Annotated in this window: 7 protein-coding genes and 2 pseudogenes; 4 read left to right on the top strand and 5 right to left on the bottom strand. The window is 74.4% G+C overall.

Going from position 1 to position 15,963, the window contains the following annotated elements; translation table 11 throughout:
• Positions 1–148: 148 nt before the first annotated feature.
• Positions 149–1,486, top strand: coding sequence for an MFS transporter (locus tag ACWD0J_RS14095; RefSeq protein WP_451496040.1), 1,338 nt, complete (start codon positions 149–151; stop codon positions 1,484–1,486).
• A complete protein-coding gene (locus ACWD0J_RS14090) occupies positions 1,446–12,671 on the top strand; it encodes an amino acid adenylation domain-containing protein (RefSeq protein ID WP_451496039.1) in 11,226 nt (3,741 codons plus the stop codon). The genes ACWD0J_RS14095 and ACWD0J_RS14090 overlap by 41 nt, the downstream gene beginning before the upstream one ends.
• Positions 12,672–12,779: 108 nt before the next feature.
• Here ACWD0J_RS14090 and ACWD0J_RS14085 read toward each other — a convergent pair whose 3' ends face one another.
• Positions 12,780–12,974: a DUF5999 family protein gene (locus ACWD0J_RS14085; protein ID WP_451496038.1), complete on the bottom strand. Its 195-nt coding sequence runs from the start codon at positions 12,972–12,974 to the stop codon at positions 12,780–12,782.
• 420 nt (positions 12,975–13,394) lie between these two features.
• Here ACWD0J_RS14085 and ACWD0J_RS14080 point away from each other — a divergent pair, with 420 nt between their 5' ends.
• Positions 13,395–13,826: a DUF6299 family protein gene (locus ACWD0J_RS14080; RefSeq protein ID WP_451496062.1), complete on the top strand. Its 432-nt coding sequence runs from the start codon at positions 13,395–13,397 to the stop codon at positions 13,824–13,826.
• Positions 13,827–13,854: 28 nt separating this feature from the next.
• Here ACWD0J_RS14080 and ACWD0J_RS14075 read toward each other — a convergent pair whose 3' ends face one another.
• Together ACWD0J_RS14075 and ACWD0J_RS14070 are read right to left on the bottom strand one after the other, a co-directional pair.
• On the bottom strand, positions 13,855–14,307 hold the full coding sequence (locus tag ACWD0J_RS14075) for a flavodoxin family protein (RefSeq protein WP_451496037.1): 453 nt from the start codon (positions 14,305–14,307) through the stop codon (positions 13,855–13,857).
• Positions 14,308–14,367: 60 nt separating this feature from the next.
• A pseudogene (locus tag ACWD0J_RS14070) lies at positions 14,368–14,535 on the bottom strand (AraC family transcriptional regulator); the annotation flags it as partial.
• A 44-nt stretch (positions 14,536–14,579) separates the two neighbouring features.
• Between ACWD0J_RS14070 and ACWD0J_RS14065 the strand changes: the two are divergent.
• Positions 14,580–14,771, top strand: a complete 192-nt coding sequence (locus ACWD0J_RS14065) for a hypothetical protein (protein WP_451496036.1) — start codon at positions 14,580–14,582, stop codon at positions 14,769–14,771.
• 44 nt (positions 14,772–14,815) lie between these two features.
• On the opposite strand, the pseudogene ACWD0J_RS14060 reads toward ACWD0J_RS14065, so the two are convergent.
• Positions 14,816–14,929 (bottom strand): annotated as a pseudogene (locus ACWD0J_RS14060) (hypothetical protein); the annotation flags it as partial.
• Between the two features lie 154 nt (positions 14,930–15,083).
• The gene (locus ACWD0J_RS14055) at positions 15,084–15,962 is read right to left on the bottom strand and encodes an alpha/beta fold hydrolase (protein WP_451496035.1); all 879 of its coding nucleotides are present in this window, start codon (positions 15,960–15,962) and stop codon (positions 15,084–15,086) included.
• Between the last annotated feature and the right edge of the window lies 1 nt (position 15,963).

Below are 15,963 nucleotides of genomic sequence, written 5' to 3'. Positions count from 1 at the left end.
CGGCCACGGCCACGGAAGTAAGTGAACGCCTGTCCGAAAGTGAACGGCGCGAAGCTCGGCACGATCGTTACGATCGGGCGGACATGAGGCTGGGGGTCCGTTCGGCTCTCCCGAACTGAGTTCGGTCGTGGGGGGCGCGGTGGACGGTGTGGACCGACGGTTCCGCGTGCTCGTGTGCTCCACCGCCGTGTCCGCCTACGGCACCTACCTGAACCTGATCGCGCTGAGCCTGTTCTCCTACGAGGTCACCGGCACCGCGTTCGGCGTCGGCGGGGTCATGGCGGTTCGGCTGTGCTCCGGATTCCTCGCCGGGCTCACCGCCGGGGCGCTGCTCGCCAGGACCTCCCGGCGGATGGTGATGATCTGTGCCGACGTGGTCCAGTGCCTCGCCATGGGCGTGCTGGCGCTGTGCGCCTCGCACCCGCCCCTGTGGCTGCTCGCCGGCGCGGCCGTGGTGCTCGGCGCGGGCAACACGTACTTCACCGTGGCCCTGCGCAGCGCGATCCCCGTCATGGTCGGCCAGGAGGACCGGGCCCGGGCGAACGGGCTGCTGGTCACGGCACGGTCCGTGGCGACGGTGCTCGGCTTCGCCTCGGCCGCCGCGGTCGTCGGGTTCGGCGGCTACGCCCTCGCCTTCGCCGTGAACGGCGCCAGCTTCGCCGTGTCCGCCGCGGCGCTGCTCGTGCTGCGGCCCCGCATGGGCGGCGGGCAGGACGGGGCACCGGCGGGAGAAGACGGCGGCGGGGGCACCGCCTCCCCGTCCCGTCCGGGCCCCGGACGGCGCATCGGACGGCGCATCGGACTCATACCGGCCGGTCTTCCCGCTCTCGGCCTCGGACTGATCCTGCTCAGAGGCGTCGACGCCCTGGCGTCCTCCTCGCACAACGTCGCCCTGCCGGTCGTCGCGCACGCCGCGGACCCCGCCGAGCCCGCGCTGTTCATGACCCGGTTCTGGGCCGCGTGGGCGGTGGGCACCCTCCTCGCCCACCAGGCCCTGAAACGCCGGCAGGCCCTGAAACGCCGACGCGGCGAGGGGGCCTGGGGCGAACGGGCCTTCGCGATCGGTACCTGCGCGATGTCGCTCTCCTTCGTCGCGGCGTTCACCGGACCGCCCGCCTGGGCGCTGATGGCGGCAGCCGTGTCCGCGGGCTTCGCGGACGGCTGCACCGAGATCGTCTACACCTCACGCCTGCAAGCCGCACCGGAGCGGCAGCGCGACCGGCTCTTCGGACTGTCCGCCACGGCGGAGCAGTCCGGTTTCGCGCTGGGCACGGTGGCCGCCGCGGCGGCCCTGGAGGCACTGCCCGCCCTGGCCGTCGTGGGCGCCTTCCACGGCGCCGCGGTGTGCGGGGCGCTGGTTCTCCTGCTGTTCACCACCGGCCGTCGTGGGACGGGCCGGCCGACGTCGTCCACCAGCGGACAGACAAAGGACGGGAAGGACGCACATGGCACACGCACGGGGGACCTCACTGTGCCGGGGACCTGAACCGGAACGGACCGCGGACGACCCGCACGACGCCGTGCGGGCGCTGTTGCGTGCCGCCGACTCCGGCACCGGGGGCAGACTCGTCACCGTCGCCGCGGACGGATCCACGACCGCGCGGACGTATCCCGAACTGCTGGACACGGCGCGGCGGTTGCTCACCGGGCTGCGCGAACACGGCCTGCGCTCCGGTGACACGGTGGTGCTGTGCGGGCTGCCCCTGGCGGAGTTCTTCCCCGCGTTCTGGGCCTGTGTGCTCGGCGGTGCCCGCCCCGTGGCCGTCGCGGAGAGCCCCGCACCGGGCTCACCGGCACTCGAACGCCTGCTGCACGCCGTCCGATTGCTGGACCGGCCGCTGGTGGTCAGCGACGCCGGCGGCGCGGCGGTGATCGCCCGGTCCGTCGCCGGGGCACGTGCCGTGGTCGCGCGGGACTGTCTGGCCGCGTCGCCCGCGACGGACCACGTCGTGCCGGACGCGTCGGACACCGCCCTGCTGATGCTGTCCTCCGGCAGCACCGGCGTGCCCAAGGCCGCACGGCTGACGCACGCGGGACTCGCGGACTTTGCCGCGAGCAGCCGGCGGATCCTGGACGTGCGGCCGGACGACACCATGGTGAACTGGCTGCCGGTGGACCACAGCGGCGCGTTCCTGCTCTACCACCTGCTCGCGGTCTTCACCGGGTGCACCAACGTCCACGCGCCGGCCGAGCTGGTCCTGGCCGATCCGCTGCGCTGGCTCGACCTCCTCCACACGCACCGCGCGCAGCACGGCTGGGCGCCGACCTTCGCCTACGGGCTCGTCGCGGACGCGCTCGCCGAACGGCGGGAGGAACGCGGCCCATGGGACCTCGGAGGCCTCAAGTCCCTGGTGTGCGGGGGCGAGCAGATCGCGCTGCCGGTGCTCGACCGCTTCCTCGACAGCACGGCTCCGTACGGCGTCCGTCCCGGGCACGTCGTCCCGGCCTGGGGCATGGCCGAGACGGTCACGGCCGTCACCTACGGCCGGCTCGACCGGCCCGGCACCGTGCACCGCCTGCTCAAGAGCAGCCTGGGCGGCGACCTGGAGCGGGCCGGCGAGCGGACCCCGGACGGCGACCGCGTCACCTTCGTCGCGGCGGGCTCGCCCGCCCACGGCGTCACCCTGCGCATCGTCGACGACGCCGGCGAGCTCGCGCCCGTGGGCCGGATCGGCCGGCTCCAGGTGCACTCGCCCGCGCGTCTGACCCCCGGCTATGTGAACAATCCGGAGGCGGACGCCGTGGCCTACCCCGCCGGACGGGACTGGCTGGACACCGGTGACCTGGCCTTCCTCGACGGCGGCCAGGTCGTCGTCACCGGCCGCCGCAAGGACCTGATCATTCTCCACGGGCACAACATCCACTGCCACGAGGTCGAGGAGGCCGCCACCGCCGTCGCCGGTGTCCGGCAGGGAGAGGTGGCCGCCTGCGGAGTCCCGCACCCGGAGCGGGGCACGGAGGAACTGGCGGTGTTCTTCGTGAGCCGCGGCCCGGCCGAGGACCGGCGCATCACCGCCGACGTGAAGGCGGCGCTGTTCACCCGGCTCCGGCTCACCGCGACCCACGTCCTGCCCGTCCCTCCCCAGGAGTTCCCGAGAACCCCCGCGGGCAAGGTACGCCGCACCGAACTCCGGGAACGGCTGATCGGGGGGTGGTTCGACGGTGGCAGAGGGTGGGGCGTGGACCTGGCCGCGGAGTTCCCCCCGGACCCGGACCTGGACCTGGACCCGGGCCTGGCTACGGCCACGGAACCGGACCTGGACCGGCGCCAGGACCCGGCCGTGGTCGTGGCCGCGGACTCGGACCCGGCCACGGACGTGAACCCGAACCCGGACCCGGCCTCGGGCCTGGTCCCGCCCGCTGGCGTGCGGCTGGACCCCGACGCGGTGGCGCGGGTCGTGCGGGAGGAGACCGGTGCGGTGGTGGGGCGTCCGGTGGACGTCGCGATGCCCTTCTACGACCTCGGCCTGACCTCCGTGCTGCTGGTCCGGCTGAGGGCACGCCTGGAGGAACGCCTGGGCACGCCGATCCCGCAGACCGCCTTCTTCGAGCACCCCACGGCCGCCGCGCTCGCCGCACGTCTGTCCAACGCCGTGTCCCGGGGGCACGTCCCCGAGGGCGCCAAGGCGTGGACGGCCCCGGCGGATTCGGCGGCCCCGGCGGATTCGGCGGCCCCAGCGATTTCGGCGGCCCCGGCGGATTCGGGGGCCCCGGCCGATCGCCGCGTCGCGATCATCGGCATGTCCCTCCGCTTCCCGGGCGCGACCGGCGTCGAGGAGTTCTGGGCCAACCTGCGGGACGGCGTGGACAGCGTCCGGACCTTCGGCCCGGAGGAGCTCGCGGCGGCGGGCGTGTCTCCCGGCCGACCCGGAGCGCCCGGCGCTCCCGCCCTCGTACCCGTCGGCGGAATCCTCGACGGCGTCGAGGAGTTCGACGCCGACTTCTTCGGAATGAGCCACCGGGAGGCCACGTTCACGCACCCCGCACACCGGCTGTTCCTGGAGTCCTGCCACCGGGCACTGGAGGACGGCGGGTACGCCGCCACCCGACCGGGCACCAGGGTCGGGGTCTTCGGGGGCTCCGGCATGCATCTGTACGACCACCAGCGACCGTCGGTGACGGGCGCACCGTACGACGGGAGGAACGGCGGAACGGACGAGCGGAGGAACGACGGAACGGACGACGAAACTGACGAGCGGAGGAACGACGGAACGGACCACGGGACGGACCACGGAACGGACCACGGAACGGACCACGGGACGGATCCGGCCACCGGCATCCAGGCCGCGATCGGGCAGCAGCCCGACTTCCTCGCCACCCGCGTCGCCTACCGGCTCGGCCTGACCGGTCCCGCCATCGGCGTGCAGACGGCCTGTTCCACCTCCCTGGTCGCCGTGCACCTCGCGGCCCAGGCGCTGCTGACCGGCGACGCGGACCTGGCGCTGGCCGGTGCCGCGGCCGTGCACTTCCCGCAGGAGACCGGATACCGCAGTGCGCCGGGTTCGATCCTGTCGCCCACCGGACGCTGCCGGGCCTTCGACGCGGAGGCCGACGGCACCGTCGGCGGCAACGGCGTGGCCGTCGTCCTGCTCAAGCGGCTGGACCGGGCGCTGGCCGACGGCGACACCGTGCACGCGGTCATCCTCGGCTCCGCCGTCAACAACGACGGCGCGGGCAAGGTCGGGTTCACCGCCCCCGGCGTCACCGGTCAGGTGGAGGTGGTGCGCCAGGCGCTGCGCCGGGCGGCCGTGCCCGCCGACACCCTCTCGTACGTGGAGGCCCACGGCACCGGCACCCGGCTCGGCGACCCGGTGGAACTGGAGGCGCTCGGCCGGGCGCTCGGCGAGGAGACCCGGCGCAGGGGCTTCTGCGCGGTCGGCTCGGTGAAGCCGAACATCGGACACCTCGACAGCTGCGCCGGCATGGCCGGACTGATCAAGACGGTCCTCATGCTGCGCCACCGCACGCTGGTGCCGACGCTGCACCTCACCCGCCCCAACCCGGAACTGCGGTTGAACGGCGGCCCGTTGACACTGGCCACCGAACTGCGGGCGTGGTCGGTGCCGGACGGGGTACCGCGCCGGGCCGGGGTCAGCGCGCTCGGCGTCGGCGGCACCAACGCCCATGTGGTGCTGGAGGAGGCCCCGCCCGTGCCGCCGCCCTCCGTACCCGAACTGCCGGTCCTAGTACCGGTGTCGGCCCGTGACCCGGAGGCCCTGGACGAGCTCGCCGCCCGGCTCCGCGACCGGCTGACCCGACAGCCGGAGCCCGCCGCCGCCGACGTGGCCGCCACCCTCGCGCTGGGCCGCCCGCACCGCGCGGTACGCACCGCGGTCGTCGGCCGGACGGCCGGGGAACTGGCCCGCGGGCTGGCGGAGCGGCGGCCCGAGGCCCACCCTTGCGTGGGCCCCCTCGCCTTCGCCTTCTCCGGCCAGGGCGGCGCACGCCCCGGCATGGCCGCCGGGCTCCATGCCGCGTTCCCCGCGGCCCGGCGGGTGCTCGACCGGTGCGAGGAGATCTACGCCGACGAGTTCGGCGGCACCCTGCTGCCCCTGCTGCTCCGGGAGCCGCCCGGCGACAGCGGGATCTGGCCCACCGAGACCGCGCAGGCCGCGCTGTTCGCCCACCAGGCGGCGCTCGTCGAGGCGTGGCGCTTCTGCGGTGTCACCCCCGCGCTGCTGTTCGGGCACAGCGCCGGCGAATACGCGGCCCTGTACGCGGGCGGCGCCCTGACGCTGGAGGACGGGCTGCGGCTCACCGCCCGGCGCGGGTACCTGATGCACACGGTCTGCCCGCCCGGCGGCATGCTCGCCGTCCGCGCCGACACGGCGACCGCCCGCCGTATCGCGTCGGCCGCCGGCGCGGAACTCGCCGCCGTCAACGGACCGCGCGCCCACGTCCTGTCCGGGCCGCCGCAGGCCGTCGAGGCGGCGGTGCGCCTCCTCGACGGGGAAGGGCTGCGGCACCGGGCGCTGGCCGTGGACCGGCCGTTCCACTCCGCCGGTGTCGAGCCGGCGATACCGGAGTTCCGCTCCCACGCGCGCGAGGTGACGTTCCGTCCGCTGCACACCCCGCTGGTGACGGCGGCCGACGGCGAGGCACGCGAGGCGGGCTGGACCGTCGACGCGGACTACCTGTGCCGCCAGGCCCGCCGGCCCGTCCGCTTCGACCTGGCCCTGAGCGCCGCCGCCGGGCGTGGGTGCGAGGACTTCGTGGAGCTGGGCGCCGGGGACACCCTCACCGGCCTCGGCCGGCACTGCCTTCCCGCGGGCCGCTGGGTGAGCGGGCAGGGCGAGGGCGGCCGGACCGAACAGGTCCACGGGCTTCTGGCCTCGCTCGGGTCGCTGTACGGCAGAGGCGCCGAGCTGGACTGGGAGGCCCTCACCGGCGACGGGGGCCGGGTGCCGCTGCCGGGGCATCCGCTGCGGCCGCGTCCGGTGACCGTCCGCGCCGCGCGGCCCGCCGGCGCGATGGTGCCGACCACCCCGACCACCCCGGCCACACGGGCCACACCGGCCACCCCGGACGCGTCAGGCGAACTGCTCGGCGCCGTACGCCGGTTGACGGCGGACAAGCTCGGCGCGCAGGCCGCGGACACCGACCCCGACAGCACGTTCTTCGAACTGGGCGCGGACTCGCTCTCGCTGATGGGCATGACGGCGGAGCTCGAACAGCGGTACGGCGTGCGTGTCCCGGTCCGTGAGCTCTTCGACTCCTGCGACACCCCACGCAAGCTCGCCGAACGCCTGGCGCGATCACCAGGAGTCACAAGGACGGCCCCGGAGCCCGTCGAAGCTCCGCCCTCGCCCACGGAGGCCGTCGTCCCGCCGGAGCCGGCCGCGCCCACCGAGCCGGTCGGGACGCGGGTCCCGCACGAACTGGACGCGCTGTTCGGACAGCAGCTGAAGCTGGCGGAGCAACTCGTCGGCCAGGTGACGGGGATCATCTCCCGCCAGCTCGACCTGCTCACCCCCTCCACCGCCCGGTCCGCCCCGACAACGAACCCCCTCCCCGCCCCCCTGCCGACCTCGGTCCGGACACCCCACCCGGTCCCGACCCCGACCCCGACCCCGGAGCCTCATCCCGTCCCCGCCCCCGCCGTCACCCCCGACTCGGTAGCGCCGCCCGCCGGATGCGACTTCAGCCTGTACTTCTTCGGCGACTACCCGGACGACGCCGACCACGACAAATACGCGCTCATCATGGAGGCCGGCGAGTTCGCCGACCGGCACGGGTTCCACGCCCTGTGGTTACCGGAACGGCACTTCAACTCCTTCGGCGCGCTGTTCCCGAACCCCTCCGTGCTCGCCGCCGCGCTGGCCGCGCGCACCAGCCGCGTCCGGCTGCACGCGGGCTCCGTCGTCCTGCCGCTGCACCACCCGGCGCGGGTCGCCGAGGAGTGGTCGGTGGTCGACAACATCTCCGGCGGCCGGGCCGGCCTGTGCGTCGCGAGCGGCTGGCACGCCACCGACTTCGCGCTCGCCCCGGAGAACTTCGGCCGGCACCGCGAGGTGATGTACGAACACCTGGCGACCGTGAAGGCGTTGTGGTCCGGGCAGCCGGTCACGGTGACCGCGGGCGACGGCCGCCCGGTGGACGTACGGCTGCACCCGCGGCCCGTACAGGAGCAACCGCCCCTGTACGCCGCCGTGGTGGGCAACCCGGACAGCTACCGGCGGGCGGCGGCCGAGGATCTGGGGGTCGTCACCAACCTGATGACGCAGACCGTCGAGCAGCTGGCGCGGAACATCGCGCTGTACCGGCGCACCCGAGCCGAGCACGGTCTCGATCCGGCGGGGGGCCGGGTGGTGGTGCTGGTGCACACCTACCTCGGGGCGGACGCGCAGCGCGCGCGGGCCGAGGCGTACCGGCCGTTCGTGTCGTATCTGCGTTCGTCGCTGTCCCTGTTCGACCAGGTCACCAACAGCCTGGGCTTCGACGTGGACCTGGAGAACACGCCCGAGGAGGATGTGGACTTCCTGCTCGGGCGGGCCTATGAGCGCTACTGCGACTCCCGGGCGCTGATCGGCGACGAGCACACGGCGTCGGCGACGGTGCGCCGCCTGACTGCGGCGGGCGCGGACGAGATCGCCTGCTTCGTGGACTTCGGCGTACCGAAGGACCAGGTCCTGGCCGCTTTGCCGGCACTCGACCGTCTCCGACGGCGCGAGCAGGACGGTGAGGGGAACCGGGACGACGGCGAGAACGCGTCGGTGGCGGTGTCCGCGCCCGCCCCGGTGCCCGTACGGCCCCGCCGTGAGCCGCTGTCGCCCGCACAGCGGCGCATCTGGTTCCTGGAACGGCTGCACCCGGGGACCACCATGTACTGCGAGCCCAAGGCCGTCCGCCTCGACGGTCCCCTCGACGTACCGGCCCTCAGCTGGGCGCTGGAACGGGTCGCGGACCGGCATCCGGCGCTGCGCACGGTCTTCGGCGACACCGACGGTGTCCCGTACCAGGAGATACGCGACCACGGCACGCTCGGCTGCCCGGTCGACGACCACTCCGGAGCGACGCAGGAGGAGGCACTGCGGGCGGTCCTGGCCACCGAGGGACGGCGAAGTCCGGACCTGAGCACGGGACCGCTGGTGACGGCCCGGCTGCTGCGCCTGTCCGAGGAGCGGCACCTGCTCTTCCTGCTGGCCCACCACATCGTCTTCGACTCGTCCTCCACCGCCGTGCTGGTCCGTGACCTCGCCGCCCTCTACCGCCACCGCCGCGCCGGACTGCCGGGCGAGCCCGGCCTGCCGCCCCTGACCGGGCTGCCCGCGGCCGGCCGGCCGGACGAGGCAGGCCGGGCCGCCTCGCTCGGCTTCTGGCGGCGCGAACTCGCCGGCGCCCCCGAGCTCGACCTCCCCACCGACCGGCCCCGCCCGCCGGTCCGCACCGGCGCGGGAGCCGGCCTCACCCACGCGCTCGACGCCGGACTCGTCGGCAGACTGCGCACCTTCGCCGCCGCCGAGCGCGCCACCCTCTTCATGACGCTGACCGGTGCCATCGCCGCGGTGCTCGGCCGGTTCGGTGGGCAGCGGGACATCGTCCTCGGCACCGCGGTCGCCGCCCGGCCCGTCGGCGCCGAACACCACGTGGGCCTCTTCCTCGACACCGTCCCCCTGCGCGTGGACCTCACCGGCGACCCGGACTTCGGCACGCTGCTCCGGCGGATCCGCGAGGGCAGCACGACGGCGTACGAGCACCGGGACGTGCCCTTCGACGAGCTGGTGGGCGCGCTGAACCCACGCCGGGACCCGGGCCGCAACCCGCTGTTCCAGGTGATGGTGGAGTACGAGAACGAGAGCCGGGCCGACTTCGACCCGCCCCGGCTGACCGCCGCCCTGCTGGACGTGCCCAGCGACCGCGCCCCGTTCGACCTCAGTGTCTATCTGACCCACCACCGCGACGGGATGCGGTTCATGGTCGAGTACGACACAGCCCTCTTCGACGAGAGCACCGTGCGCCGCTTCGTGGACTACGTCGAACAGGTGCTGCGCCGCGCCCTCGACGCCCCGGGCGCGCCGCTCGGTGAACTCACCGCCGTCACCGACACCGACCGGGCGGCGCTGGCCCGGCTCGGACACCTCGACGAGCGGCCCCGCGACCTCGCGCCGGCCACCCTGCACGGGTTGTTCGAGCGGCAGGCCCGCCGGACACCGGACGACGTCGCCCTGGTGAGCGGTGAACTGCACGTCAGTTACGGCGAGTTGGAGGAGAGCGCGAACCGGCTCGCCCGGCGGCTGCGTGAACGGGGCGCGCGGCGCGGCGAGCGGGTGGCCGTGCTGCTGCCGCGCGGCCCGGAGCTGATCACCGCGCTGCTCGGCGTGCTCAAGAGCGGTGCCGCCTATCTGCCCCTCGACCCGTCCGTGCCCACCCCGCGGGTGACGGAACTCCTCGCCGACGGCACCCCCGCCCTGCTGCTGACCTCCGCCGCGATGCTCGCCCGGAACCCGGGGATCGGCACCGGACCGCCGGTGCAGCGCATCGAGGACGTCACCGCCGGCCTGCCGGCCGGCCCGCTCGACGCCGCCGCGGGGCCCGAGGACCCGGCCTACTGCATCCACACCTCGGGCTCCACCGGACGCCCCAAGGGGGTCGTCGTACCGCACCGGGGCCCGGCCCACCTCGTCCACGCGCACCTCACGGCCCACCCCGGGCTGCGCACCCTTCAGTGGACCTCGCCCGCGTTCGACGTGAGCGTGCAGGAGATCTTCACCACGCTGGCCTCCGGAGCGGCGCTGGTACTGATCGACGACGAGGTGCGGCACGACCCGGCGGCGGTGGCGGAGGCGGTGCGCCGTCACCAGGTGCAGCGGATGTTCATGCCGTGCACACCGCTCACGTATCTCATGGAGACCCGGCCCGAACTGCCGTCTCTGCGCGAGCTGTTCGTGGCCGGCGAGGCGCTGCGCCTCACGGACGCCTTCCGCGGCTTCCTCACCGCGCATCCGGACTGTGCGCTGTTCAACCAGTACGGCCCCACGGAGACCTCGGTCATCGTCACCTCGCACCGCGTCGACCCCGGCGGCGAACCGCTGCCGCCGATCGGCACCCCCGTGCCGGGCGCGCGGATCCTGCTCCTGGACGCGTCCGGGCGGCAGGTCCCGGTCGGGGCCGTCGGCGAGATCCACGTGGGGGGCGTTCCCGTCGCGCACGGCTACCTGCACCGGCCGGCGGAGACGGCGGCGGCCTTCCTGGACGACGGGGCGGGCGGGACGCTCTACCGGACCGGCGACCTCGCCCGCTGGCGGGGCGACGGCACCCTCCAGTACCGCGGCCGGGCCGACGACCAGGTCAAGATCCGCGGCCATCGTGTCGAACCCGCCGAGGTCCAGGCCGCGCTGGCCGCGCTGCCGGACGTCCGGGACGCGGCCGTCGTCGCCCGCCGGGACCGGCACGGCGAGACGGAGCTCGCCGCCTACGTGGTCCCCGCGGCCGGCGAGAGGGACCTGCGTTCCCTGCGGGCCGCGCTGGCCGCGCGGCTCCCCGACCATCTGGTGCCGCGCCGCTGGGCGCGCCTGGAACGGCTCCCGGTGAACGCGTCCGGCAAGCTGGACCGCGGCCGGCTGCCCGAACCCGGCCACCAGGACGAGACCCATGAGCCGGCCGCCGAGCCCCTCACCGGGCCGGAGCGGGCGCTGCACGCGCTGTGGTGCGACGAACTCGGCGTCCGGCAGGTGCCGCCGGACCGGTCCTTCTTCGAACTCGGCGGGCACTCGCTGAGCGCGATCCGGCTGGTGCACCGGATGGCGGAGGACCTGGACATCCACCTCTCCATGGCCGACTTCTTCCTGGCCCCGACCGTCCGGGGCGTGGCGGCCCGCGCCACCGGGCCGGGCCCGGACGACCGGGTGGTGGACACCGTGCCGATGCCCGCCACCCTGCGACGGCTGTGGGACCGGCACCACGAACGCTCCGACCCGAGCGTGTACAACGTCGCCCACCGCTTCGACCTGCACGGCGACCTGGATCCGGACCTCCTGGCCGGAGCCCTGAAGGACGTGGTCGCCCGCCATGACGCGCTCCGCAGCCGGGCCGCGGTACGGGACGGGACGCACGTCGTCGAGGTGCTGGCCGCCGTGCCCGTGGTCCTGCCGGTCACCGACCTGTCCGCGCACGACCTGTCCGCGCACGCCGAGGACGAGGGGTTCGTCGAGCGCTGGTGTCACGAGCACGCGTCCCGGCCGTTCACACTGGACCGCGCACCACTGTTCCGTGTCCGGCTGGCCCGCCTCGGCCCCAACCGGTGGGTGCTGGTGACGGTCTTCCACCACGCCATCTGCGACGGCTGGTCCCTGGGCGTCGTCCGGCACGAGCTGCAGGAGCTGTACAACGCCCGCCGGGCCGGCGCCGAGGCCCGGCTGCCGCGGCCGTCCGGGCAGTTCACGGACTTCGCCCGAGCGGAGCGCGCACTCGACGGCCACCGCCGGGCCGCGCTCGAGGAGTTCTGGCGTACCGAACTCGACGGTGTGCCCCTGCGCCCGCCCCTGCCCTACGACCGGCCCCGGCCCGAGAAGCTGTCCGGCCGGGGTGCCCTGCGCACCTGGGTCACCGACGACGACACGTCCCGCCGCCTCGCGGACACCGCCCGTCTCCTGGGCACCACCGGGTACTCCGTGCTGGCGGCGGCCTTCGCCACCTGGTTGGCCGGGGTGTGCGGCGAGGAGGACGTGGTGCTGGCCGCGTCCAGCGCCAACCGTCTGCGGCGCGAGCAGTCGGAGGCGGTCGGACTGCTCGGCGACGCCGTCCTGCTGCGGGCCCGGACCGGCGAGGCCCACTCCTTCGCCGACCTGGTGGCGCGCATGGGCCCGACGCTGTTCACCGCGCTCGACCACGAGGAACTGCCGCTGGCCGACGTGGTCGCGCTGGTCGCGCCCGAGATCGGCGGCGCGCTGTTCCCCACCGTGCGGTTCACCGTCGTCACCACCCCGCCGCCCGCCCTGGACCTGGCGTCGGTCACGGCCTCGGTGCGTCCCCTCGCCGTGCGGGGAGTGGCACGCAACGAGCTGTACGTCGTCCTGACCCCCGGCGACGACACCCTCACCCTCACCGTCGAGTACTCCACCGACCTGTTCACCGACACCACCGTCGAGGCGTGGGGCACCGCGTTCCTCGGCCTGCTCCGGGACGCCCTGCGGGACCCGCGGCGCCCGGTGAAGGGCCTGTTCCGTCACTGACCGCACCGGGCCCGGGGTCCGCGTCCGCCGGTCGCGGACCCCGGGCCCGGCACCTCAGGAGGGGACGGCGGCGCGTGCGGGGCCGACGCCGCCGCGTCGCCGTAGTGATCAGGCGGCGATCGCCGGCCGCCCGGCGGGTGCCCGGTGCGGGGCGACGACGCGGCCGTCGGGCAGCAGTTCACCGGTGTCGTCGAAGACGATCGCGCCGTCGCAGAGCAGGTTCCAGCCCTGCTCCGGGCGGGCGGCGACGACGTGCGGGGCCGGGCGGGCGGCTCCGGGGCATGAGGGCTGGTGGGAACACATGGCGCACCTCCACGTCGGCGGGAGCACCGGTCCGGGTCCCTGTAGGACAGACCATCCTCCCGGCGCGAACTCATCGGAACAGCGGACCGTGAAGCGTGACAACACGCGGACCACACCCGGACGGTTCCACGACCGTCGCCGCGGGCCCGCAGCGGAACGATGTGCCGCCGAACGATGTGCTGTTGAACGCCGTGCCGCCGAACGACATGCCGCCGAACGGCTCGCGACCGTATGACCGACACCGATGATCCCACCGGTCACCGCCGTCGATGACTCGCCACCGAACGGGGGACGGTCACGGCCGCGGGCGCGTGTGCCCGGTACCAGTGGAACCCCATCTCAGGAGGTCTTCCCATGCCCGAGCGCCAGTTCACGCCCACGCCCACGCCCACGCCCACGCCCATGCCCACACCCCCGCGCATGACCCTGCGCCCCGCTCTCGGTGCCGCGGCCGGTGCCGCGCTGCTCCTGCTGGCCGCCCCCGCCGTGCCCGCGTCCGCCGACCCGAATGAGACCGTGACGGTCGATCCGACGGGACGGATCGCCCCGGACGGGACCGTCACCCTCTCCGGCACGTACCGCTGCACCGACGGCACCGGCCCGGTGTTCGTGAGTTCCTCCGTCGCGCAGGGCTCCTCGTCCGTGCGGCACGGCGTCGGCGGTACCCGTGCCGTGTGCGACGGCACGGAGCGCCGCTGGGTGAACACCGGCAAGCCGTCGGCTGACGCCCTCGAAGCAGGCGAGGCCGACGTGGAGGCCACCTTGATGGAACTGCGTACCGCGGCGGGCGGCCTGCCGCTGCCCCGCTTCCACGCGGCTCGGCAGCAGGCGGTCACCCTCACGGCGGGCTGAGCCGGGCGTCGGACCGCGAGGCCGGCCGTCAGCCCGTCAGGCCGGCGGCGACCGTGGCGCCGAGTTCCCAGCAGGCTTCCACATCCGCCTTGCCGGGCTCGCCCGTCACGGTCACGGCCTCGGCCGCCCGTCGCCAGCCCAGGCCCTTCGTGATCGACTCGATGCCGCGTACCGCGCCGGTGACGTCGTTTCCGCCGTGCACGTAGTAGCCGAAGGGCCGGCCGCTCGTCGTGTCGAGACACGGGTAGTAGATCTGGTCGAAGAAGTGCTTCAGGGCGCCCGACATGGAGCCGAGGTTCGCCGGGGTGCCGAGCAGGAACCCGTCGGCGCCGAGCACGTCGGAGGCCGTGGCGGCCAGCGCGGCCCGCCGCACGACCCGGACGCCCTCGATCGCGGGATCCGTCGCACCGGCGACGACGGCCTCGAACATCGCCTGGCAGTGCGGCGAGGGCGTGTGATGCACGATCAGCAAAGTAGCCACCCCCGAACCCTGCCGTGCCGGCCCCCGGGCCGCAAACGGCCGCCGGGCTCCGCGTCGCGGTCAGGCTCGCGTCGGACCCCGGCGGCTGCGGTACTCGCTCGCGCTGACGCCGGGTTCGCCCTTGTACGCGGCGCTCAGCGCGAAGGCGTCGGCGAAACCGACACGGCCGGCCACGGCGGCGAGCGTCACCTCGGGTTCGTCGAGCAGATCGGCGGCCAGGGCGAGGCGCCGGTGCCGGTGCCGCAGACAGCGGGGGCGACGACCGGATCGCCGTGGGCCCGGAACCAGGCGGGCACCGGGACGCCGAGGCGGGGGCGGAGGCGTTCATCGACGCCGAGGACATCGCCGAGGTGGCCGTCGCGGCGCTCACCGAGGAGGGCCAGGAGCAGCGCGCGCAGGGGGTCGCCGAGGAGCGCACGAGTCCGGTGACGCCGCTCACGAGTGCGGCGACGTCGGTGCGGTGACGGCGTATCAGGGTGTCGGCACCGTGCATGAGGGACCAGGGCGCGGTGATGCCGAACTCGATCGCGCCACCGCGCGTCCACAGTCCGTCGTCCGGATCGGACCACGTGACCATCGGCGCGATCGCCTTCAGCTCCGGCGGCTTGGACAGTGCCGCCATCCACTGGGTGGTGCCGAGGTAACTGCCCCCGACCATGGCCGGTGGACATCCGGGCGCAGCACCGTACCGTCACGCATCTGCGACGGAACGTCGAACTCGATCCGGATCTCCGTCATGTACCGCCCTCAGCGGTGGTCACAGCGGTCCGGGGCGGTCACGCCACCGCGTTCAACAGGTCGGCCAGTACGTCGGGCCGTTCCAGAGCGATGAAGTGGCCGGCCTTCGGCACCTGCGTGAAGTCGGCGGCCGGCAGCAGCCGCTTGTTGGCTTCCCGGTCCGAGGGCCGGGACCAGTCCTTCTCCCCGTAGACGAGGTGGACAGGGGCCTTGACCTCGGGGTAGCGCGAGCGGGCCGCGATGAGGCTGGGCAGGCTCTGGTACACGGCCCGGGCGACGGTCGGGTAGCCGGGACGGCTGCCCACCTGGAGGAGCTCGTCCACGTAGTCCGCCCGCAGCGCGCTCTTGTCGCCGAGTCCGCCCTGAAGGATCCTACGGAGGGCGGGCTTGGGCTCCACCCCGGCGACCACCGGGCCCACTCCCGGCATGAGGACACCGCCGACCACCACACGGGCGAGGAAGCTGGAGCGGGCGATCCCGCCGCGGAAGTCGTAGGTGTTCACCGCGACGACGCGCCGTACCCGCTCCGGCAGATCGGCCGCGGCGGTCAGGGCGAGCACCGCCCCCATGGACTCCCCGACCAACGTCACGTCCTGGAGGTCGAGTTCGGTGAGGAGCCGCTCGACGCCCGCGCGCATCGCCGGCTCGTCGTACGACGCCCCGGGCACGATCTCGGAGTAGCCCATCCCCGGCAGATCGAGGGCGTACACGGTGTACCGGTCCGCGATCAACGGGATGAGGAGGCGGAAGTGCTCCGCCTGAGTGCGCACGGTGTGCAGCAGGACGACGGGAGCGCCGCTGCCCGCCTTGAGGTAGCGCAGCGTTCCCTCGTGGCTGTCTCGTCCTGCGCGCGGGGCGATGGTGTGGCTGGTGGCACCCGGAATGTGCATCGTGGGCCGTGACTTCTGGCTGGGCATC

The sequence above is a fragment of the Streptomyces sp. NPDC003011 genome, from assembly GCF_053591515.1.
This window is presented reverse-complemented; position numbering and strand designations above follow the sequence as displayed.